This window comes from Heyndrickxia sp. NPDC080065, assembly GCF_050281185.1.
Classification (GTDB): domain Bacteria; phylum Bacillota; class Bacilli; order Bacillales; family Bacillaceae_C; genus Heyndrickxia.
In genome coordinates, this window is record NZ_JBNNWS010000001.1 from 300,749 (window position 1) to 322,707 (window position 21,959).

At 35.5% G+C, this 21,959-nt stretch carries 17 protein-coding genes; 7 read left to right on the top strand and 10 right to left on the bottom strand.

The window, feature by feature from the left end; translation table 11 throughout:
* Positions 1-137: 137 nt before the first annotated feature.
* The 3 genes from ACQKP0_RS01365 to ACQKP0_RS01375 form a co-directional block, all read right to left on the bottom strand.
* Entirely contained in the window at positions 138-1,133 is a 996-nt protein-coding gene (locus tag ACQKP0_RS01365; RefSeq protein WP_427404009.1) for a S8 family peptidase, read from the bottom strand.
* 226 nt (positions 1,134-1,359) lie between these two features.
* The gene (gene dacB / locus ACQKP0_RS01370) at positions 1,360-2,859 is read right to left on the bottom strand and encodes a D-alanyl-D-alanine carboxypeptidase/D-alanyl-D-alanine endopeptidase (RefSeq protein WP_427404010.1); all 1,500 of its coding nucleotides are present in this window, start codon (positions 2,857-2,859) and stop codon (positions 1,360-1,362) included.
* Positions 2,860-3,246: 387 nt separating this feature from the next.
* Positions 3,247-3,471: a hypothetical protein gene (locus tag ACQKP0_RS01375; protein ID WP_427404011.1), complete on the bottom strand. Its 225-nt coding sequence runs from the start codon at positions 3,469-3,471 to the stop codon at positions 3,247-3,249.
* Positions 3,472-3,708: 237 nt separating this feature from the next.
* On the opposite strand from ACQKP0_RS01375, the gene ACQKP0_RS01380 reads away from it, so the two are divergent.
* The 4 genes from ACQKP0_RS01380 to ACQKP0_RS01395 are packed head-to-tail and all read left to right on the top strand — an operon-like array spanning position 3,709 to position 8,863.
* Positions 3,709-5,337 carry a spore germination protein gene (locus tag ACQKP0_RS01380; RefSeq protein WP_427404012.1) on the top strand — a complete coding sequence of 543 codons (1,629 nt, stop codon included), beginning with the start codon at positions 3,709-3,711 and terminating at the stop codon, positions 5,335-5,337.
* Positions 5,334-6,560, top strand: coding sequence for a Ger(x)C family spore germination protein (locus ACQKP0_RS01385; protein WP_427404013.1), 1,227 nt, complete (start codon positions 5,334-5,336; stop codon positions 6,558-6,560). Before ACQKP0_RS01380 ends, ACQKP0_RS01385 begins: the two co-directional genes overlap by 4 nt.
* Before the next feature lie 16 nt (positions 6,561-6,576).
* Entirely contained in the window at positions 6,577-7,686 is a 1,110-nt protein-coding gene (locus tag ACQKP0_RS01390; RefSeq protein ID WP_427404014.1) for a GerAB/ArcD/ProY family transporter, read from the top strand.
* Between the two features lie 55 nt (positions 7,687-7,741).
* The gene (locus ACQKP0_RS01395; RefSeq protein ID WP_427404015.1) at positions 7,742-8,863 is read left to right on the top strand and encodes a GerAB/ArcD/ProY family transporter; all 1,122 of its coding nucleotides are present in this window, start codon (positions 7,742-7,744) and stop codon (positions 8,861-8,863) included.
* Between the two features lie 223 nt (positions 8,864-9,086).
* On the opposite strand, the gene ACQKP0_RS01400 is transcribed toward ACQKP0_RS01395, so the two are convergent.
* The 3 genes from ACQKP0_RS01400 to ACQKP0_RS01410 form a co-directional block, all read right to left on the bottom strand.
* Complete coding sequence (locus ACQKP0_RS01400; RefSeq protein ID WP_427404016.1) at positions 9,087-9,989, bottom strand: MerR family transcriptional regulator; 903 nt, start codon at positions 9,987-9,989, stop codon at positions 9,087-9,089.
* A 236-nt stretch (positions 9,990-10,225) separates the two neighbouring features.
* Positions 10,226-10,456, bottom strand: a complete 231-nt coding sequence (locus ACQKP0_RS01405) for a hypothetical protein (protein WP_427404017.1) — start codon at positions 10,454-10,456, stop codon at positions 10,226-10,228.
* A 204-nt stretch (positions 10,457-10,660) separates the two neighbouring features.
* A complete protein-coding gene (locus ACQKP0_RS01410) occupies positions 10,661-11,938 on the bottom strand; it encodes an ATP-binding protein (RefSeq protein WP_427404018.1) in 1,278 nt (425 codons plus the stop codon).
* A 492-nt stretch (positions 11,939-12,430) separates the two neighbouring features.
* Between ACQKP0_RS01410 and ACQKP0_RS01415 the strand changes: the two genes are divergently transcribed.
* Positions 12,431-13,408 carry an aldo/keto reductase gene (locus ACQKP0_RS01415; RefSeq protein ID WP_427404019.1) on the top strand — a complete coding sequence of 326 codons (978 nt, stop codon included), beginning with the start codon at positions 12,431-12,433 and terminating at the stop codon, positions 13,406-13,408.
* A 198-nt stretch (positions 13,409-13,606) separates the two neighbouring features.
* On the opposite strand, the gene lhgO is transcribed toward ACQKP0_RS01415, so the two are convergent.
* A complete protein-coding gene (gene lhgO / locus ACQKP0_RS01420) occupies positions 13,607-14,812 on the bottom strand; it encodes an L-2-hydroxyglutarate oxidase (protein WP_427404020.1) in 1,206 nt (401 codons plus the stop codon).
* A 201-nt stretch (positions 14,813-15,013) separates the two neighbouring features.
* On the opposite strand from lhgO, the gene ACQKP0_RS01425 reads away from it, so the two are divergent.
* Positions 15,014-15,721: a FadR/GntR family transcriptional regulator gene (locus ACQKP0_RS01425; RefSeq protein ID WP_427404021.1), complete on the top strand. Its 708-nt coding sequence runs from the start codon at positions 15,014-15,016 to the stop codon at positions 15,719-15,721.
* 116 nt (positions 15,722-15,837) lie between these two features.
* Here ACQKP0_RS01425 and ACQKP0_RS01430 read toward each other — a convergent pair whose 3' ends face one another.
* The gene (locus ACQKP0_RS01430; protein WP_427404022.1) at positions 15,838-16,896 is read right to left on the bottom strand and encodes a lactonase family protein; all 1,059 of its coding nucleotides are present in this window, start codon (positions 16,894-16,896) and stop codon (positions 15,838-15,840) included.
* Between the two features lie 43 nt (positions 16,897-16,939).
* The gene (locus ACQKP0_RS01435; protein ID WP_427404023.1) at positions 16,940-17,557 is read right to left on the bottom strand and encodes a 3'-5' exonuclease; all 618 of its coding nucleotides are present in this window, start codon (positions 17,555-17,557) and stop codon (positions 16,940-16,942) included.
* A 447-nt stretch (positions 17,558-18,004) separates the two neighbouring features.
* Between ACQKP0_RS01435 and ACQKP0_RS01440 the strand changes: the two genes are divergently transcribed.
* Positions 18,005-20,440 (top strand): EAL domain-containing protein, encoded by a 2,436-nt coding sequence (locus ACQKP0_RS01440; protein ID WP_427404024.1) that lies wholly within the window; start codon positions 18,005-18,007, stop codon positions 20,438-20,440.
* Between the two features lie 311 nt (positions 20,441-20,751).
* On the opposite strand, the gene rlmN is transcribed toward ACQKP0_RS01440, so the two are convergent.
* Positions 20,752-21,813: a 23S rRNA (adenine(2503)-C(2))-methyltransferase RlmN gene (rlmN, locus tag ACQKP0_RS01445; RefSeq protein ID WP_427404025.1), complete on the bottom strand. Its 1,062-nt coding sequence runs from the start codon at positions 21,811-21,813 to the stop codon at positions 20,752-20,754.
* Between the last annotated feature and the right edge of the window lie 146 nt (positions 21,814-21,959).

Here is a 21,959-nt window from a genome sequence, read left to right on the forward strand (position 1 = left end):
AAGTCTAAAGAGAAACAGAAAAAGAAAAGCTCCGTAGAGAGGAGCTTCCCTACAGAGCTAACCATTGTAAAAACCTTCCACTGTCCACCTCAGACGGAAAAAAAGTCCATTTGTCCACGAATAGTGTCAGGCACCGTTTAGTTATATTGGACAGAAAAGGTTTGTGGTGAAAGTTGGAGGCTTTTTGATTCTATTGTTATGGTAATTTCTTTTTCTGTACTTTTTTGGTTGACTGATAGATTTAGAAGGCCGTTTCCTTGGGCCTTTTTGCTAATTCCTAAATCTTCAGTTCTAATGCATAATTGCGCATATAATTCGGCTTCTGTAAAAGTACGGCCGAAGTTTTTTTCTTCTATGTTTTTGATTAAGGCCGCTGCTCCACTTACATGCGGGGTTGCCATGGATGTACCACTGAGCTTGGCATACTTTCCGCCAAGGTATGTGGAAATAATCCCCACACCAGGAGCTACTAAGTCTATTTCGTCGTTCGTATTTGAAAAATCAGCCAGATTCTTTTGTAAATCAACAGCGCCAACGGCTACCACTTCTGAATAACCTGCTGGATAACTAATTTCATCCGTATCATCTCGTCCATCACCGTTGTTTCCGGCAGCGCAAACAACTAATATATTATTTTGAACCGCTTTTTGAATAACTTGATGTTCTTCTTTATCTTCAGGTCCGCCAAGTGACATGGAGATGACAGAAACTTTTTCATCATTTGGTCCTCTCCAGTTAATTGCATATTCGATCGCTTCATTGATCCACTTAACATCTCCCTGCCCATCTCCTCTTAACGCTTTTAATGCTAAAACGCGTGCACGTGGAGCTACTCCAATGGCACCCGCATTATTCGCTGCCGCTAAAATTGTTCCACTAACATGTGTACCATGACCATGATCATCTTGAAAGTCCCCTGTGTTCGTAAAATCTTTACCGTCAATAATTTGATCTTTTAAATCGGGATGAGTTTTGTCAATGCCTGTATCAATAACGGCAATGATAATACCTTCACCATAATTTGCCTCTTCCCATACCTCTGGGGCATGGATTAGCTGAATACCCTCTGGAATGTTTTCTTCGACCGCATCTACTACTTCTAAAAATTTAAAAGGAATCAACATCTTTTCCATCGTAACTTCCCCTTTCATAGATAGATAAATTACTAACATCCCTATCATCTATTTTAGCAGAATCACAATGAATTTAACTGAATTTTCGTAAAAATGGTAAAATTGTACGAGGCATTTCCTTCAAAACTCCTAAAGCACAAGCAAGTTTCCCAAACATCTAAATGATGAAAATTCCTATTACAATCGGGACACAGGACCAGACCCCGCGTCCCACCACCAACTCGGATTATTTCTTTGTATCGTAGTTTGCAATCAATGTAGCAATTCGATCTTGAATTCCTGTTACACTAGAAACGACATAATTATTGATTAAAATAGAAAAAATAATAGGTTCTCCGCTTTTAGTTTTCACATATCCAGATAAGGTACTAACTGCGGTAAGTGAACCAGTTTTTGCAATTACATTTCCTTTCACAGGGGGCTCTTTCATACGATTTCTTAGTGTTCCTCCGACAAAACGATCACTTTCTCCTGCAACTGGTAAAGAAGCGAGATATGCCGGATACCAGCTTTTTTGCTGAATAGCAAACAAAAGTTTCGTAATCTCATTGGCAGGTATCATCGATACATGAGACATTCCGGATCCGTCCCTAAGCATTAACGTTCCTGTGTTTACACCGAGCTTTGATACGGTTTTACGGATAACATCTAATCCTTTCTCCCAGCTTCCTTCACCATGAACAACTTTCCCCATTTCCTTAGTTAGCATTTCAGCATGGCCGTTGTTACTTAACTTCATGAAAGGAATAAATATTTCTTTTAATGGCATTGATTTTTTATCTGTTAAAACCACACTGTAATTGGGTGTTTTTCCTTCTTGAACTACACTTTGACCAATGAATCGAATCCCTTTTTCCTCTAAAGAATGTTTAAAGACATCTAATACATATCCTGCAGGCTCCCAAACGGACATCCACTCCCTTGCAGCGCTTGCACCTACTGGAATCGTTCCTTCCACAACAATAGTATTTGTACCATGCTTTCTTTGAATCGTTATATCTTTCTTTCCGTCCTTTGCAACCGTTACTGCTTTATTAATAATTTTCACGTAATTGGTTTCCGGTGTCAGTTTCCATTCTGCTGGCTTGCCATCTTTAGATGCAGGATTCACATCAACAATTACCGTTCCAGTATCGTAGTCCGTATTAGGCGATAGTGTTAATGCTGAAACTTGCGCACCATAATATTCTGTCTCATCTGTCCAATTCAGATCTTGGGATAGACGAACATCATCATACCATGTATCATCGCCAATAAGATCGCCATGAATTTGTTTAATACCTTTCTCCTTTAATTCATCTGCAAATTGATCGAGGTCCTCTTTTAAAAGTGTCGGATCCCCTTTTCCTTTTAAATAAAGATTACCTTGAAGAACTTTGCCTTTGACTTGCCCATCTGTTAATAATTCTGTAGTAAATTGATAATTTTCTCCGAGGGTTTCCAATGCAGCAGCAGCAGTCAATAGTTTCATGTTCGATGCAGGTCTAAGGCGCATATCCCCAAAGTGTTCATATAATATTTCTCCACTTGTGGCAGATCGAAGACTTACCCCTGCTACTGCCCCATCTAGTTGTTTGTCATTCATAATTTTGTTGATTTGATTCCCTAGCTCGCCATATTCCTCTGATGCATTTACATAGGACGGTTCCTTATTTACATAAGGAAGAATCGCTATCGCCATGATGACAAGAGCAATAAACCATAATTTCACATGATTTTTCCGCATTCCATTTCCCCCTTCCACCTTTGTTGAAGACTGTTTCCGCATAGATTGTTGCTATTTTGTATAGTGGCTCACAACCTAATCTAGCTTGGATTCGGGTATCTTTTTGTGAAAAATTCACTAAGATCTCTAGAAATATGCAATATAAAAGATTTTCGATTCCGAAGCAACAAAGTTTACGGAAAGAGCCTTGTTAAAAAAATGATAGCACAAGAGGGCAGAATATTATTACTATTTCGACTATTTTACAATAAAATAGTTCTTTCGTTTGTCTTTTATATTAGTATAAAAGGTCTTTGTACCCATTAGATTATTAGATGTCTGGACCTTTTTCATCATACAATAAATGCTCATTTTATTTGACTGAAGCTTTCAAATCTAATAGATGGATTATGTTTTACTTTTCCGATTCCGAATGTAAGTACCTATAGAATCGATAAAAAAAAGTAGAATAAAAAAGATTGAGATAAAGAGTTCAACTGGATCCATTACTTTAAAAGGATTAATCCCATTTATAATTGCCTTCGGAAGTGTTAACCCCATTAACATATCGATTCCGATTGATAAAATCATTAATGCCCCCATAACCCCAATACTTATACCTAGTAATTTCACCGCTCAAGTCCCTCCTATACTGTCTTTTAATTTTATTTTCAAAAATCTAGAAAGATTACTTATAAATCCGTTGTAGAAGGTTTGAAAAACCATCTCATGCATTTTTTTACGAATGTTAAGACCCGTTCGTTTTTTCTTATATTGTCCTTTTTCTCTTAAAGTATCTCATTCGTGCATAATTTTTCTTCCTATTGAGAAACATTTGATATATACAATGATGGAAAAAGAGGAATCAATATGCCTTTTTGGTGGAATTTGTATGGAAAGAAAAAGAAGAAACTAAATGTTAAAAAAGGAAAAGATCAAAGCGGAGAAGTAGATTCTACAGCAAATGAAGAATTCGAAAACAATTTAGTTCAAAATGTAAATAAAATAATAGAAATAACCGGAAACAGCTCAGATATTGTTATTCGGAAAATGATGATTGCAAAAAAAGTAAAGATAGCAGTTATTTATACAGACGGACTTGTCGATGGAGTATCAATTAATGACTTTTTACTAGAAGGTATAATTCAAAATAATGATGATGATTTAGGACATCCAATTTCTGCTGCCCATGCACTTCACAGCATCCAAGAAAAAATGATTGCCATTGGCGAGATAAAATCCATTTTTAAATGGGATGATTTATTTTTATCTCTATTATCTGGTGAAACGATTATACTTATCGACGGTGCATATGAAGCCTTAAGTGTAAGTACTGTTGGCGGAGAAAAAAGACAAATTTCAGAGCCTGGGACAGAAACGACTATTCGTGGTTCAAGGGAAGGTTTTACAGAAACCCTTCGAACCAATACTTCACTCATTAGAAGAAGGATAAAAAACCCAAATCTTTGGCTTGAATCAATGAAGCTTGGCACGGTTACGCAAACAGATGTTGCGATTATGTATATTAATGGAATTGCTAATGACAACATTATTAAAGAAGTAAAAACCCGATTAAATCGGATTGATATCGACAGTATCTTAGAAACAGGATATATTGAACAACTTATTGAGGATCAGACATTTACAACGTTTCCTACCCTCAATCATACAGAAAGACCCGATGTTGTTGCAGCTAATCTTTTGGAAGGCAGAATCGCCGTATTTGTAGATGGGACCCCTTTTGTACTTACCGCACCAGCACTTTTTGTGGAGTTTTTTCAGGCAGCGGATGATTATTATTCCCGTTTTGACATTACCTCAGGAATTCGTCTGTTAAGAGCTTTAGCATTTATTATTTCCCTTATCGCTCCATCAGTCTATATAGCAGCTACTACTTTTCATCAAGAGATGATACCAACACTGCTCGTCATCTCTATCGCTGCTCAAAGGGAATCGGTTCCTTTTCCCGCCTTTGTAGAAGCAATCGTCATGGAAGTGATATTTGAAATTTTGCGTGAGGCTGGTGTAAGACTGCCAAAAGCAATCGGACAAACGGTCTCCATAGTTGGAGCACTTGTTATTGGTCAAGCTGCTGTTCAAGCAGGGATCGTTTCTCCAGCAATGGTTATTATTGTTTCTATTACAGCGATCGCAAATTTTTCAATCCCTTCCTTTGCAATGGCAATTTCAGCTCGCTTAATTCGCTTTATTTTCATGGTACTTGCGGCTACTTTCGGCCTTTATGGACTAATTTTAGGGTTAATAGTGATGACAATTCATTTATGTAGTTTACGTTCTTTTGGTATTCCATATATGTCTCCACTGGCACCACTCATTCCCACCAATGTAGGTGATTCCGTGATTCGTATGCCAAAATGGGTGAACAGAGAAAGACCAAGATTAATTAACCAGAAAAACATTGTACGTTCAGGAAATAATCAAAAGCCGCACCCACCTAGCCAAAACCAACCCAATAATAAAAAGGATGAACCTGAATGAAGAAAAAATTGGTAACCTTATGGTTATTAATAATTGTCAGTCTCACACTGCTTACCGGATGTTGGGATAAAAATGAATTAACCGATATTTCTTTAGTAAATGCAATGGGCGTTGACAAAACAGAGGATGGAAAATTTTTAATTACACTTCAAATCATTAACCCTGGAAATGTAGCCGGAAGCCAAGCAGGCGGTGGCGGTGGTGGTGGCGGTGGTATTCCCGTTACAGTCTACAGTTCATCGGGAGAAAATATGGTTGACGCAGCAAGACGTAGTTCAAAAGAAATATCACGTAAAGTGTATTATGCCCATGCCAATCTTATTGTAATTGGAGAGGATTTCGCTAGGGAGGGAATTTATAAAATTTTTGATTCTTTTGAAAGAGATCCACAATTTCGGACTACCGCGGTTGTTGTTATTGCGGAAAATGCCAGAGCAGAGGATATGCTAAAAATGATTACTCCTATTGACAAAATTCCAGCAAATAAAATTACAAAAGCTTTAAAATTTACCGAACAAGCTTTAGGAGAAAATTTGAAAGTAAATATAGACCAAGTGGTTAGCGATTTTGTTAGTTCTGGGAAAATGCCTGTCATTAGTGGATTTAAGATGGAGGGCAATTTCGAGAAAGGAAAAGGACAAGAAAATACACAGACGACTGAAGCTGCAATGCGTTTACAAGCTGGTGGGCTTGCAATCTTCAAAGATGGAAAACTAAAGAACTGGATTTATGGTAAAACTGCACGTGGTGTTACCTTTATTTTAAATAAGATAAAACAAACAACAATAGATATTAACTGGAAAGGAAATAAAAATGCAATTTCCTTAGAAGTTACTCGAGGAAAAACTTCTGTGCGAACAAAAATGGAAAATGATAAGCCCGTAATTATTATTCATACGGAGACAGAAGGTGATATTGGAGAAACAGAGGTACCAGTTGATTTAAAAGATCCAAAAACCATTCATTTACTTGAAGTTGCTGCCACGAAGGAAATAAAAAAAGAAATAGAAAGTACAGTTAAAAAAATCCAAAAAGAAAAATCTGATGTTTTTGGGTTTGGGGATATCATCCATCGAAGTAATCCAAAAGCTTGGAAGAAACTTGAGAGAAATTGGAATGATGTAGGGTTCCCCGCACTTGAAGTAAGAGTAAAGGTAGATACATATATACGTCGAACAGGATTGCGTAATAAATCATATATGTCAGAAATAGGCACTAAATAACAGAAGGTGGTTAAAGGTGGAAAAGGCAAAAATAACAGCCTACCAATTATTTGTATTAATATTTTTATTTGAACAAGGAAGTGCACTTGTAGTTTCTTTAGGAACTGATGCAAAACAAGATACATGGCTCTCAATTTTCATCGCCATGATTGGAGGTCTATTCTTATATCTTATCTACTATCGTCTCTATCTATTTTATCCCGATCTCCCACTAACAAGCTATGTTCAAAAAATAATTGGTCCGTTTTTTGGGAAGCTATTAGGTTGTATTTACTTACTATATTTTTTTTATATTGGAGCAAGAATACTACGGGATTTCGGTGAATTATTATTAACCTTTGCCTATCCAAATACACCTATATTTATTATTATGGCAATGATGACATTGACGATCATGTATGCTGTTCATAAAGGGTTTGAAGTATTGGCAAGAACAGGAGAAATATATTTCATACTTATTTACTTTCTTGCAATATCGGGAGCTATTCTCCTTGTTTCTTCTGGACTAATAAATTTAAACCAATTAAAGCCAGTACTAGAAGAAGGTTTTGGCACTGTAATAAACGTGGCATTTAAGCAATCATTATATATTCCATTCGGTGAAGTAATTGTTTTTTCGATGATTCTTCCTTATTTAAGCAATGTCTCTAAGGCGAAACTTCCCGGCTTATTGGCATTAGCATTATGTGGAATAAACCTTGCCATTACAGACGCCATCAATGTAGCGGTTCTCGGAGAGGATCTTGTGAAACGTTCAGCTTTTCCATTACTAAGTACGATTCAGAAAATTCAAGTAGCAAATTTTTTAGAACGCCTGGATGTTTTCTTTATGCTCTTTTCTATTATCGGTGGATTTTTCAAGATTGGAATATTTTTCTACGCTGGCGTGACAGGTACCGCTGATTTATTCAAACTGAAAAATTACAAAAAGCTTATTTATCCCCTTGGATTAGTTTTTCTTTTCTTATCGATGTCTATAGCCAGCAATTTTTCTGAACAGTTAAAAGAAGGATTAATCGTTATACCTCTTTATATACATCTTCCTCTGCAAATCATCATCCCGCTATTATTACTGATGATTGCATATGTTAAAAATCGAAAGAAGACTATCGAAAAAAATTGCTAGCATGTGCAAAAAAATATTTCAGAAATAAAATTGAAATATCAGAAGGTGACCTACGGTGGAAAAGGGTAAAATAAATGCCTACCAATTATTTGTCTTAGTTTTTCTATTTGAACATGGAAGTTCACTTGTTATTGCTTTAGGCACAGAGGCTAAGCAAGATGCATGGGTTTCTATTCTTTTTGGGATGTTTAGTGGACTATTTTTATATGCTATATACTATCGTCTTTTCCGATTTTATCCTGAAATCCCATTAACATCTTATGTGCAGAAAATAATTGGTCCGTTTTTAGGAAAGATAATCGCTTTTATTTATTTATTATACTTTTTTTATATAGGAGCATTAGTTTTACGAGATTTTGGTGAATTATTATTAACATTTGCGTATCCGAATACACCGATGTTTATTATTAATTCGATGATGATTTTAGCGATTATGTATGCCATTCACAAAGGAATTGAGGTTCTGGCAAGAACAGGTGAAATATTTTTTATCCTTCTTTATTTTCTTGCATTTTCGGGATTTATTCTCATTGTTGCATCTGGTCTTATAGATCTGAGCAAATTAAAGCCAGTATTGGAAGAAGGATTGGGTCACATTCTTCATGCCACTATTACGGAAACAATCTACTTTCCATTTGGTGAAACGATTGTTTTTACGATGATTCTTCCCTATTTAAATATTCCATCTAAAGCAAAATTTGCTGTTATATCGGCAATGGTATTGAGTGGGATAAACCTAACAATTACATCAGCAGTTAATATAGCTGTTCTTGGAGTAGATCTTGTGTCTCGTTCAGCTTTTCCGCTACTAAGTACAATTCAAAAAATTGAAGTGGCTAATTTTTTGGAGCGCCTGGATGTCTTCTTTATGTTCGCCACAATCATTGGCTGCTTTTTTAAAATCGCCATATTTTTCTATGCCGCAGTCATAGGAACTAGTGATTTATTCAAATTGAAAAATCATCTAAAACTTGTATATCCACTCGGTTTAGTTATTCTGTTTTTCTCCATCTCTATAGCCAGTAATATTGCAGAGCATATAAAAAAGGGTACATCCTTTATACCCATTTATATTCATATTCCTATGCAAGTTGTCATTCCCCTATTTTTATTAATGATTGTTTTTATTAGGAATCGAAAAAATAAAGCAGAAAAAAATAATAACACGTCAGGATAGCGAGTAACAAGCAAATAAGTGATTTCCTGAAGTCTCCGATTAATATGCTTATTGGAAAAGAAACGGTGATCGTTGTTAAAGTAGAAATGTAATGGCCACACCGACTGCGCTCGTTTACTCAATGACAATTTGTATTAAGAGTGACTCTTTTTAATTTTAATGGAGACTAATCTTCTATACAGATAAATTCAATCATTTAAAGTTTCTTTAACAGTTCCTTACTTCATGTCCATAGCTTCCACCATTTCCTTTTCTTATTTTTTGCTGCAGCAGCTTGTCTGTAACTTGCTAGCATCGCTTGAAAAACTTCTTCTCTTTTCTGTATTTCTTCTGTTGATTGTTTTAATTCGTTGAGGGATTCAATTAGAAATTCTTGCTGGGCATCGAGTGACTCGGCGATATTTTTTATATCACTCTGTGCATCTTTAACAGATTCAGAAACCTCGTTCAAAACAATCTTGTTTTCATTAGAGGAATCTCCTATTCTTGCCGTTAGCCTTTCGTAAGTAGCTTCCGAACCTTTCGTAATGTCGTTTGAAAGGGTTTCGAATGTTTCAGAAGTTTGTTTCGAAGCATTCATAATTGCTTCGGAAATCTCATGGATTTCTGAAACTCTTTTATCATTGGATCTTTGGATAGATTTTGATATTTCATTTACTGTTTGTAGGAAAGCCATTGAAAGCTCGTCTTTAATTTCGGCTATCATCTCATTTCTGCTAACAACCATCTCATGTTTAAACTCCCTTAGTAACTCTTGTTTGTTGGTTTCAATTACCGTGTAAAATTGCTGAATATTTGGTTTCTGATCTTCCTTTGCCAATTCGTTTGAAATTTCTTGAGGTGCATGAACGGTTATCTCATTAGTCGAGTCGGAGCTTTGATGTAAAGATTTTTCTAATAGGGAACGAATCATGTCCTTGCTAACATTTTTATTTCGCATTTCTTTCACTTTTGTAAGCAAAATAATTTCATTCTCGGTGTAATATCTGGCACCTTGCTGTGTACGGGGAATGACAAGCAGACCATCCAAGTCCTTCTCCCACTGTCTAATTGTACCTGTTGGTATATTTATTATCTTTGAAACTTCCTTTATCGAATACGCTCGTAAAATCTGATTATTATTCATTTCGCCATTCCTTTCTTAATTTTGAATAAATAAAAGATATTAGATTTTACATATATTCTTGATAAAGGAACCCATTTTCCTGCAACATGACAAAAGATATCAAAAATAGAATATATTCAACATATTTATTAATTTTTGTACGAAAATAGTCGTTTTTTTACATCAAAAAGGCGATACCATAAAATCTAAACAGTATCGCTGTTCCTAGTTTTTTTCTTTTGTTAGGTGCTTTTATTTCACGAAATTTTCGGATCATCTTTTGAATCTATATTCATTTGCTCCAGTTCAAGTCTCAACTTCTCAGTTTCTAGCAAAAAGTTCTCATGTTTAAGCTTCTCTAATTCCAACTCTTCCCTAATCAAATTGCTTTTGATCTTGGCATTCTTCCGGATATGAGCTGTCACGATTGCAATAATAGGGATAGAAAAAATCATTATAATTGTAATAATATCAGTAAAATCATCCAAAAAAAATCACTCCATTCATATATATATCTGAATATTAAGTATACAATACATATGAAAAAAATTGAAGATAATGGTGTCAGGCACCACTTATGGACTTTTCACTTATTTTTCCGTCCCATATGGACACTTTTTACGTCTAAATGTAAAACCTTCCCTTTCTGTCCACCATGGATGGAAAAAAACATGAAATGTCCACGGATGGTGTCAGGCACCTTGTTTGGCACTTTGTTTTTTTGCCCTGGGGAAGGTGATTCGTAGTAAGGTTCCGATGCCTTTTGTGCTAGTTACATCAATGCTGCCGGACATTTCATCTATAATTTGTCTTGAAACCATAAGTCCTAATCCTGTGCCCTTTTCTTTTGTTGAATAGAACGGAAGGCCAAAATTTTCAATCGTTTCCTTGCTCATTCCTTCCCCGTCATCGGATATTGATATGTATACATGCTTCTCGTCCATTGTAACTTCTATATCGATTTCCCCGTTCCCATTTGAAGCTTCAATCCCGTTTTTAATTAGATTAATGAATAATTGTTGAACCCTGCTACTGTTTCCGATTAAATAAATAGGAAGCCTTTGAGTAAAATTCAACTGAACATTATTAAGCGTCGCGAAGGAGGATAAAGAACGTACAGCTTGTTTTATTTCACTGATAATATCAAGCTTACATTTCTCATTTGAATGGTTTTTACCAAGTGCTAAATAATCAGCAATAATAGAATTTGCCCTATCCACTTCTTCAATACATATTTTCGTGTATTCCTTTTCCGATGAGGAGAGTCGACTCGACGACTGCAAGATTTGCATAAACCCTCTAATACTTGTCATCGGATTACGAATTTCGTGAGCAACACTTGCTGCAAGCTGACCGATCACATTGAATTTTTCTGCATTTTGAATTTCTTTATGTAGTGTCATTTTTTCAACCTGTGATTCGATTAAATAGATTAGCAGCCATATGATTATCGCATTGACTAAAATAAACAAACAGAACAGCACGATATTGTTCGAAGTCATACTTACTCCTAATAATGTACTGCCTATTAAATAGTGAAGAGTCGATGCAATGGATAGAAATGCCATTGAAATAATCAGTTTTCTTTTTAATGTCCAAGAAAAAAATTGCTTTTGCCTCCCGTATATTATTATGCTGGTGACCGCAACCCCGAAAACAGCAGGCGGCACCCCTTCACCTCCAATGAAAAGGCGTATAACTATGTAAAATACAGAAACGATAATTCCTACTATATTTCCACCATAAATAAAAGAAAGGGACAAAGGGATAAGCCGTAGATCAAGAATTTTGTTTGGATTCAAGTGAACACCAAAAGTCAATGATAGTACAATCGTTATTGCGCAAGTTAATCCAAACATAATTTTATTTCTCAAATCACTTACTTTCCCATTTACAAGCACTAAATATAATACAAAAGGGAAAAGCACCATCAATACCTGAAGCAAGATTCTTTCAAACTGAAATTCCATTTGAACCATATCCCCTTTTTGATAATCTAGCTAAAGCGGCAACCCCTCGAGGGTAAAAAACAGTAATAAGTAAAGTCGGCTATTTGACTTTCCCAATGAAGCCAAATATCAGTCTTTCCTTTAACATTTTTACCCGAGGCTGATCTAGGAACTCGAGCTCTTCTTAAAACTTTGATTTTTCATTAAATATTCGATAGAGGAAAAAGAAAATCCTTTATCAAAATCTTAGAAAAAAAGAATGTTGTATTTGCGATACAGGCACTCTAAAATACTTGCTGACATAAATGCCTGTATTCCGTACAATTGAGAGTAGATGGGATGTACTAAATAGTAAGGCTCTTTTCTAAAACTTTGTTGCTTTTGAAAATAAAAACCAGCATATTCATATTTAGAAAAGATGTCCCGAAACTTAACTTTATTAGGATTTTAAACATTATACAAAATAGCCCATTCTTTACGAAAACAACCAATAGAAAAGGAGTTTTTCATGTCATGCGTACCATGCCTTTAGAAAAGCGGAAGATATCAGCTAGTCGGCTAGTATTAGGTTGTATGGGGTTCGGAGGAAATTGGGACAACAGTCCAGTAACAAATGAAGACCTGTTAATAGCGGAAAAAGCAATAGAAGCTGCTTTATCTTCTGGAATCACGATGTTTGACCATGCAGATATTTATACAAGAGGAAAAGCAGAAGAAGTTTTTGGCAAAGTATTAAAATCACAGCCAAGCTTGAGAGAGAAAATCGTCATTCAAAGTAAGTGCGGGATTCGATTTAAAGATGAGCATACACCTGGAAGATATGATTTTTCTAAAGAACATATTTTAAACTCTGTCAATGGAATATTAAAAAGGTTGGAAGTGGACTATCTTGACATCTTGCTCTTGCACCGACCTGATCCCCTAATGGAACCTGAAGAAGTTGCTGAAATCTTTTCACAGCTTAAAAGTTCAGGAAAAGTGCGTCATTTCGGTGTTTCTAATATGAATAAGGCACAAATTCAACTTCTTCAAACGTATTGTGATGAACCAATGATTGTGAACCAGCTAGAAATGAGCTTACATAAACTTGACTGGGCTGATCAAGGTGTATTAGTTAATCAGAATGCAGGCACAACCACTCATTTTGGAGATGGCTTACTTGAATATAGTATGGTTAATGATATCCAAATTCAAGCATGGTCTCCATTGGCAAGAGGGATTTTTACAGGAAATAAGATAGATCATCCTACTGAAGCCGAGATGAAAACGAAGGAATTAGTTGAAAAAATGGCGAAGGAAAAAGACACAACGAGAGAAGCAATTGTCCTCGGCTGGTTAATGCGCCATCCAGCAAAGATTCAGCCTGTAATTGGTACCACTAATCCTGAACGTATTCAGAATTGTCAGGATGCCATCCGTCAATCCGAATTAATGACTAGAGAAGAATGGTACTCACTTTACGTATCTTCAAGAGGAAACATATTGCCATAATGATGAATTAACCATCTTAGGAAAAACTTTTTGCATCTTTCTAAAGATGAGAGATCGAGGTAAGAAAAGCAGAAATCGGCGAGCTAGCCGATTTCTTTATTCTTCAATTCTATCTTAGATTAAACCTATAAAACATATAAAATCTCGAAATGTAGGAAATAATCATCTATTTAAGATAAAATACGAGTTCCACCGCTATTAAATAGCAACTAAATCTAAATGATCTATATTTGATACAATTTCTTCACCAATTGCGATGGATGCTGTAGCTGCGGGGGATGGTGCATTGCATACGTGAATTGACCTTTTACTTTTTATAATCATAAAATCATCTATTAGCTTTCCATCAATTGATAGTGCCTGTGCACGTACACCGGAGTCTGCTTCTACTAAATCATCCTTTTCTATGTCAGGGACTAATTTTCTTAATGATTCCAAAAATTTATTTTTGTTAAATGAACGGTACATTTCTGCAAGGCCATACTTCATATTTTGTTTTGCAATTTTCCAAAACGCTGGATAAGACAATACATCGTAAATATCGTTCAAGTCAAAGTCTGTTTTCTTATACCCCTCTCTCTTCAATGCTAAAACAGCATTAGGACCTGCATGGATCTCACCATTCGTCATTCTTGTTAAATGTACTCCGAGAAATGGAAATTTCGGATCTGGTACTGGATAGATTAAGTTCTTTACTAAATGTGACTTAGATTCCTTCAGCTTATAATATTCACCCCGAAATGGAATAATTTTCATTTTTGGATCTATTCCTGCTAATTTTGCTATTCTATCACTAAATAGGCCGGCACAATTAATCAAGTGTTTCGTATAAAATGTTCCTCGATTCGTCCCAACAATAATTTCATTATCATTTTCATGAATTTCTTCAACTGCTGTTTCTGTTTTTAGTTCGCCTCCTCGATTTAACATATAATGAGCAAAAGCCTCCGATACCTTTTTATAATCTACTATCCCAGCCATCGGAACCTTAATTGCAGCAACCCCATTGACAGATGGCTCTATATTTTGCATTTGATTTTTATTTAATTTTTCAATCTTTAAACCATTCTCCAGGCCACGATTATACAATTTATCTAATTCTATTAATTCTCTATCTTCAGTAGCGACAATAATTTTTCCACAAATATCATAATGAATCCCATACTCTTGGCAGAAGTGAATTAACTTCTCTCCACCTTCTTTTGCAAATTTTGCCTTTAAGCTGCCAGGCTTGTAGTAAATCCCTGAATGAATAACACCACTATTTCTCCCCGTTTGATGTGCTGCCCATTCACTCTCTTTTTCAAGCAGTAATAGTTTGGCTTTTGGATACTTTTTCATAATGGTATATCCGGTTGAAAGACCGACTATTCCACAGCCTATAATAAGAAAATCATAGTGCATATTCTTCCATCTCCCTTTTCGTTCCCATAAAATATTTGTCAGACAATTTTTTGTTGAAAGACACTAATTTGACAATTCATATTTTTATAACTATTATCATATTAGTATTTTACTTTCTTTTCTACTTGAGCACAATAAAAAATCTGAAATTTCACAATAAAATATGTATGACAATTTTGAATAAAAAAGGACGAAATAAAAATGAAAAAAGAAAAAAACATTTTATCTAATCATATTGTTCGTGACATTATTTCAAAGATTAATAGTGGGGAATTTCCTGTGCACTCTAAGCTTCCCCCAGAGCTAACTTTAGCAAAGAATTATAATGTTGGCCGATCTACAGTTAGGGAAGCACTTAGCGGATTAAAATCCCTTGGAATTCTTTCCTCGAAACAAGGAGGGGGGCATTATATTGGTGAAGTTGACGTCCATTTTTTATTAGAAAATTTTGAGATAAACACAGAAGAGTATTTAGAAATTAAGGCACTCTTTGAATTAAGATATATTTTGGATACAGAGGCTGCATTCTTTGCTGCTGAAAGAAGAACTGAAGAGGATTTAGTGGAATTACGAAAAGCCCTGACCGATTTTAAGCAAACCCTGCTTTCAACAAGTGATTCTGGCCGCGATGCCGATTTCAATTTCCATAAAGCTATGGTAAATGCTACCCATAATCCTTTTATGATTAAAGTATTGCATGACTTATCGGAAAAATATCAAAAAGCTCTAAGTGTTACTCTAAAGCAAAATATCGGACTAAACGAAAAAAGGCATGCAGTATATAAGGAACATGAAGACATTTTGAAAGCCATTGAAGAAGGAAAGCCAGAATTAGCGAAGGTCTATTGTAAAATACATCTAGATAATGTACAGAAAAAGCTCAATTTTTTATATCTTTTTAATCAATAGGCTTGGAAAAATAATAGGAAAGAGCTGACCATATATGAAAAACCTCCCCATGCTTTAAGGGAGGTTGCTTTATAGGAATATTATATTCACATGTTAGGCCATGATTAAAACAAAAACTACCTATTTAAAAATTTAACACACACAGGGTCAGGAACAACCACATCAGACTGAATAAGTGTTAATTTTCCTGTAGTTGCATTTCTTCTATATAGGACAAGATTGCTGGAATTTTGGTTTGAAGCGATAAGAAATTTTTCTGTAGGGTCTAATACAAAATCCCTTGGCCAATCGCCTTCTGTTGGAGTGTGTTCGACAAATTTGAGTTCACCAGAATCTTGATTGACACTAAAAATAGCAATACTGTTATGTCCTCGGTTCGCTGCATACACAAAGCGTCCATCAGAAGAAATATGAATCGCGCTTCCTTGACTATTCTCTGTAAAATTGTCCGGAATAGCAGAAATATATTGGAGCTCTGTAAAACTTCCATCTTCATGATTGTATTTTAATGCCGCGACCTCTGAACTCATCTCAGTCATAAGATAGGCAAATCGTCCATTTGGATGGAAGGTTAGATGCCGTGGACCACTTCCAGGTTTAACAGAAAGATGGTTTAATTCTTTTAATTGACCATAGTTTACTTCATAAGTAATTAGCTGATCAATTCCTAAATCTACAACAGCAACATATTTTTCGTCGGGTGTGAATCCTGCATAATGAACATGTGGTTTTTCTTGTCTTTCTTTGTTCGGACCTGAACCTTTATGCTCAATAATGGACGCTGCTGGTTTTAGGCTGCCATCAACGTTGATTAGATATGCTTCAACCGTTCCTTTATGATAATTTGCTGTCACGACTGTATGGTGTTTATCATCAACGCTTACATGGCAAGGAGAAGCTCCTTCTAATAATTGTTTGTTGATTTCTTTTAATTCTCCCGTTTGTTTATGAATGGAGTAAGCAGCTGCACCACCTAATTCACCTTCTTTTACGACAGAATAGAGAAATTGATTATCATGACTAATCTCCACATATGTAGGATTGTCTAACTTAGCTACAGCCCTAACATCCTGAATTCTTTCTGCTTCTGTATCTAATGTAAAAGTGTAGATCCCTTCGCTGTTCCCTTTTGTATATGTTCCTACATATCCAATAAACTTTGTATTTTCACTCATAGTTATATTCTCCTTTATATCTTACATAATGAAGTATGTTTAGTTATGATACATCAAGCTTTCTCTTTTTAGTTGAAGAAACTAATGAGGATCTGTAATGCCCTGGAGATATTTCTCCCGCTTTTATATTCGTTTTTGAAAATATAGCTTCTAAATCATGCAATCCAAATTCATTTGAAAGTTTGATCATGATCTCAGCACATGCTTGAGCATCACTTAATGCATGATGGTGATTGATGATATCTATATCAAAATGATCACAAATCGACTTAAGTGAGTAACTTGGTTTCCCTGGTATCAATCTTTTAGAAAGCTGATAACTACAGAGCAGTTTACTCTGAACAGGCATGATATTGTAACGATTTAAGTTATCTCTTAATGCATATCCATCAAAAGATAGATTATGAGCAATCATAATTTGATCCTTCAATCTATCTTGTATCGACTCATAAAACGTGTTAAAAGTTGGTGCTCCTTCAGTATCAGATAACCGAATTCCGTGGATGTATGTATTCATTCCGTCAAAAGGTTCCTCTGGATCAATCAGTGAATAAACTGTATCTACAATTTTATTCTTTTCTACAAACACCATTCCTACTGCACAAATACTATGTCTATTACGATTGGCTGTTTCGAAATCAATAGCTATGAAATTTTTCATGGATAACTCCTTTCAAAACATACTTAATCTAAGTGGTATTAGGAATCAAATTAATGAAGATATCTAGCAGTTTTACTCGTGGGGATAATATCCCTATTCTAACATATTTCATTCGGATTTTCTGTTACATTATTTCTTTACAACATTCATAATTAATTGGATGACACCAGTTTTAATAGTTAAATTATTTATAGCTATTTAAATATAGGAAATTTGTACTATTTTTTGAAAAAGTGATAGGATATAATGTTTTATGAATACATTAACCAACAATATTTTAAAAAGGATCCTATGAAAATATCAATTGTATTCGGCAATCCATTACTTGTATTCAAGTGATTGCGAATGTAATCCTTATCGATCAGAGTAAATAAAAAAGCACAACTACTCTTATAGGTTCCTTAGTATTATTTTAATTCTAGTAGGAGGATAGTTAATTTAGCCACTATGGAAATCTCAAGTAACTATCATTTACCACTTGTTTTTCTATCAATTATTATTGCGATAATCGATTCTTTTGCAGCATTAGATTTAGCCATTCGAATCGCAAAAGCAAAAAAAGGTATCTCACGCAACATATGGTTGATATGTGGTGCATTTGCTATGGGCATGGGAATTTGGTCGATGCATTTTATCGCGATGCTGGCGTTTCATTTATCCATTAATGTTTCCTATAATTTAGTAGTCGTTATTGTATCCATTGTTCCTGCTATTCTAGCATCATGGTTAGCTTTAAGAATTGTAACCAAGCCTTCATTGAAAACGGCACAAGTTATCATCGGTGCTTTTTTTATGGCTATAGGAATTGTTTCAATGCACTATATCGGGATGGAAGCGATGGTGATGAAAGGGAATATTACCTATAATCCTTTTTTGTGGGGGCTTTCCGCTGTCATTGCTTTTATTACGTCATTAGTAGCTTTATATCTATTATTTTCAATCAGACAAAATTCCGAAAGACCAAGAGTCTGGTTACGAAAAACAATAAGCGCGATTATTATGGGGTTTGCTATATCTGGTATGCACTACACTGGAATGGCAGCCGCTACGTTCAACCACGATTGCAATCAAATGAATATGTCTGGCGTTTCGTTCGATAGTACGTTTTTCGCCTATGTAATAGGTTTAGGGATGTTAATCATTTTAGGTGTAGTGTTTATTAGCGTTATTGTCGACAAACGCTTTGAATCACAAGTTGTAGAGTCGGAAAGGAAATTTCAATCCGTTATAGAGTCAGCCAATGATGCGATTATTATTATGGATAGTGAGGGAACCATTATTTCGTGGAACAACGGTGCACGGAATATTTTCGGCTATGAGGAAAGGGAAATTATCGGTAAAAATCTACAAGTTATTATGCCCAATTCATATAGAGTCACACATCAAGAGGGAATGAAACGCTTTATTTCCACAGGTCAACCTCATGTTATTGGAAAAACAGTCGAACTAGAAGGATTACATAAAGACAGCAGCGTCTTTCCGATTGAACTTTCTCTAGCGACATGGGTAGAGGAAGGAAATACATATTTTAGCAGCATGATAAGAGACATAACAGAGAGAAAAAGAACGGAAGCGAAAATTAACCAAATGGTTTATCTCGACCCTTTGACCGGATTGCCGAACCGCCGTTTATTAAATGACCGGCTCAGTCTAGCATTGGATCAAGCAGAAAAAAATAAACAAACCATAGGTATTATGTTTATCGATTTGGATCGTTTTAAATATATAAATGATACACTAGGACATGCGATTGGTGACAAATTGTTAATAGATGTTGCCAAGCGAATACAAGCATGCGTGAAGAAAACAGATACGGTTTGTCGCCAAGGTGGAGATGAATTTATCATACTTTTCCCAAATACAACTACCGATGAAATAACAAAAAAGGCTCAAAAAATAATCGATTTAGTTGGTCAATCGTTAATGATAAATGAGCATGAAATGTTTGTCACTCCTTCAATCGGTATAAGTTTATATCCGACTGATGGCTGGGATATAGAAACGCTTATTAAACATGCAGATACGGCGATGTACCGTGCAAAGGAACATGGAAAGAATAATTTTCAGTTTTATACACCGGATATGAATGAAGCAGTAACAAAGAAAATGCAACTCGAAATTGGAATGCGTAAAGCATTGGAACGCGGGGAATTTAAGCTTCATTATCAGCCACAAGTAGATGTCAAAACAGGTAATATCATCGGGGTTGAAGCGCTTATCCGTTGGCTGCATCCGGAGTTGGGGCCAATCTCTCCTGCTGAATTTATTCCTCTTGCTGAGGAAACAGGACTAATTATCCCTATCGGAGAATGGGTACTTTATGAAGCATGTCGCCAAAATAAAGCTTGGCAAAACATGGGGTATCCCCCAATAAGAGTAGCTGTTAATATTTCATCACGTCAATTCCAACAACCAAATTTAGTCGATGTCGTAAAGCATACCTTAAATGAGACAGGACTCGATTCTGAGTATCTTGAACTTGAGTTAACGGAAAGCATCATCCAAGATTCAAACTACGCTATTACAACCATGGAAAAATTAAAAGAAATGGGAATTCGTCTATCTATTGATGATTTTGGAACGGGATATTCCTCTTTAAGCTACCTTAAACTTCTACCTATTAACAGCTTAAAGATTGATCAGGCCTTTATAAAAAACATCTTTACAGATGCAAAGGATACTGCTCTAGTTCAAACAATTATCGACATGGCTCATAACTTAGACTTAAAAGTAATCGCCGAAGGGATTGAATCGAGCGAACAGCTTTATTATCTTCAACAAAGACAGTGCAACGAGGGACAAGGATACTTTTTTAGCCGTCCTATACCTGCTGAGGAAATGTTGAGAGTTTTCGATAGACAAGTCTTGATTATTGATTATTAACAAAATCTAACCGGACATTAAAAGGGTGATCCACAAAGTTTTTCAACTTTATGGATCACCCTTTTTTATCGTTTCGGAAATTATAAAATATTCGCACTGTGGATATCTTTATAAAGAGCGAGGATTACGTCTAGCGCAAGCAGCCGTCGGCTAGAGGATTTCTCCGTCTTCTCCCTACGATAAGTCAACATCAGGTGAAATTTGAAGTGCCAATTTCACTAGCTCGTGAACTACCTCACCGTGTTTCCTTTATCTCAGTCGAAGACTACAAAATCCGTACGCCGATGATCAAGGCGCTTCCGCTTTTGTTCCTACTGTACCTTTTTCATTTGTTTGCTTCGCAGTTGTCCACATGCTGCGTCGATATCTGTTCCGTGTTCCTGGCGTACGACACAATTGATTCCATTCTTCTTCAATGTATCATAAAAGGTCATGATGGATTCTTTTGTACTTCTTTCGTATTGAATATGCTCACTAACAGGGTTATACGGAATTAAGTTCACATAGGCTAAATGACGTTTATTTTGCAGAAGTTTTGTAAGCTGCAGAGCTTCCTCTTTATGATCATTAACATCGTTTAGCAAAATATATTCAAATGTGATTCTTCTATTCGTTTTCTCTAGATAATAATCAATTGCCGGCATTAACTTTTCTAATGGGTAGGCACGATTGATTTTCATGATTTGCGTACGTAGTTCATTATTTGGTGCATGTAAGGAAATCGCTAAGTTTACTTGTAAATCCAGGTCAGCGAATTCATAGATTTTAGGGGCAAGGCCACTCGTTGAAACAGTGATATGTCTTGCTCCAATAGCCAAACCTTTTGGAGAATTAATGATTTTTAAGAAGGAAACTAAGTTCGTAAAGTTATCAAATGGTTCACCGATCCCCATGACAACGACATGACTGACTCTTTCACCTTTTCCAACTTCATCTAAATGTAATTGCACGTTCATAATCTGATTAACGATTTCTCCACTCGTTAAATCGCGATTTTTTCTTAATATTCCACTTGCACAGAAAGAGCAGCCAATATTACAGCCTACTTGGGTTGTTACACAAACCGATAGACCATACTTTTGTCTCATTAGGACGGTTTCAATTAGATTTCCATCTGGTAATTTAAATAGAAATTTAACGGTTCCATCCTTTGATTCTTGCTTAATCTGTTGATCTAATACATGGGTATCAAAATGCTCTTCTAATAATTGAATACATTCCTTATTAATATTAGTCATTTCAGAAAAGCTCTTTACCCGTTTCTGATATAACCATTCCCAGACTTGTTGAGCCCGGAATTTCTTTTGACCATGTTCTAAAAACCATTCTGTCAATTGCTCTATTGTTAATCCATAGATGGATTCCTTATTCATTCGTTACCCTCTTTTCAAAGCAGTACTTTTTACACATAATTTATATTTTACATCAATATGTGATGATTTTCTATCACTATCTCTTTGGTACCTTATTGTTCCAATATAATAGAAAGAAAATACATGCTATGCTTCTTCCGATACTT

What these genes read in the sequence shown, in the direction of transcription:
- ACQKP0_RS01365 (WP_427404009.1), bottom strand. Translation starts at nt 1,133, where the DNA reads ATGGAAAAGATGTTGATTCCTTTTAAATTTTTAGAAGTAGTAGATGCG.
- dacB (WP_427404010.1), bottom strand. Translation starts at nt 2,859, where the DNA reads ATGCGGAAAAATCATGTGAAATTATGGTTTATTGCTCTTGTCATCATG.
- ACQKP0_RS01380 (WP_427404012.1), top strand. Translation starts at nt 3,709, where the DNA reads ATGCCTTTTTGGTGGAATTTGTATGGAAAGAAAAAGAAGAAACTAAAT.
- ACQKP0_RS01385 (WP_427404013.1), top strand. Translation starts at nt 5,334, where the DNA reads ATGAAGAAAAAATTGGTAACCTTATGGTTATTAATAATTGTCAGTCTC.
- ACQKP0_RS01400 (WP_427404016.1), bottom strand. Translation starts at nt 9,989, where the DNA reads ATGAATAATAATCAGATTTTACGAGCGTATTCGATAAAGGAAGTTTCA.
- ACQKP0_RS01410 (WP_427404018.1), bottom strand. Translation starts at nt 11,938, where the DNA reads ATGGAATTTCAGTTTGAAAGAATCTTGCTTCAGGTATTGATGGTGCTT.
- ACQKP0_RS01415 (WP_427404019.1), top strand. Translation starts at nt 12,431, where the DNA reads ATGCGTACCATGCCTTTAGAAAAGCGGAAGATATCAGCTAGTCGGCTA.
- lhgO (WP_427404020.1), bottom strand. Translation starts at nt 14,812, where the DNA reads ATGCACTATGATTTTCTTATTATAGGCTGTGGAATAGTCGGTCTTTCA.
- ACQKP0_RS01425 (WP_427404021.1), top strand. Translation starts at nt 15,014, where the DNA reads ATGAAAAAAGAAAAAAACATTTTATCTAATCATATTGTTCGTGACATT.
- ACQKP0_RS01430 (WP_427404022.1), bottom strand. Translation starts at nt 16,896, where the DNA reads ATGAGTGAAAATACAAAGTTTATTGGATATGTAGGAACATATACAAAA.
- ACQKP0_RS01435 (WP_427404023.1), bottom strand. Translation starts at nt 17,557, where the DNA reads ATGAAAAATTTCATAGCTATTGATTTCGAAACAGCCAATCGTAATAGA.
- ACQKP0_RS01440 (WP_427404024.1), top strand. Translation starts at nt 18,005, where the DNA reads ATGGAAATCTCAAGTAACTATCATTTACCACTTGTTTTTCTATCAATT.
- rlmN (WP_427404025.1), bottom strand. Translation starts at nt 21,813, where the DNA reads ATGAATAAGGAATCCATCTATGGATTAACAATAGAGCAATTGACAGAA.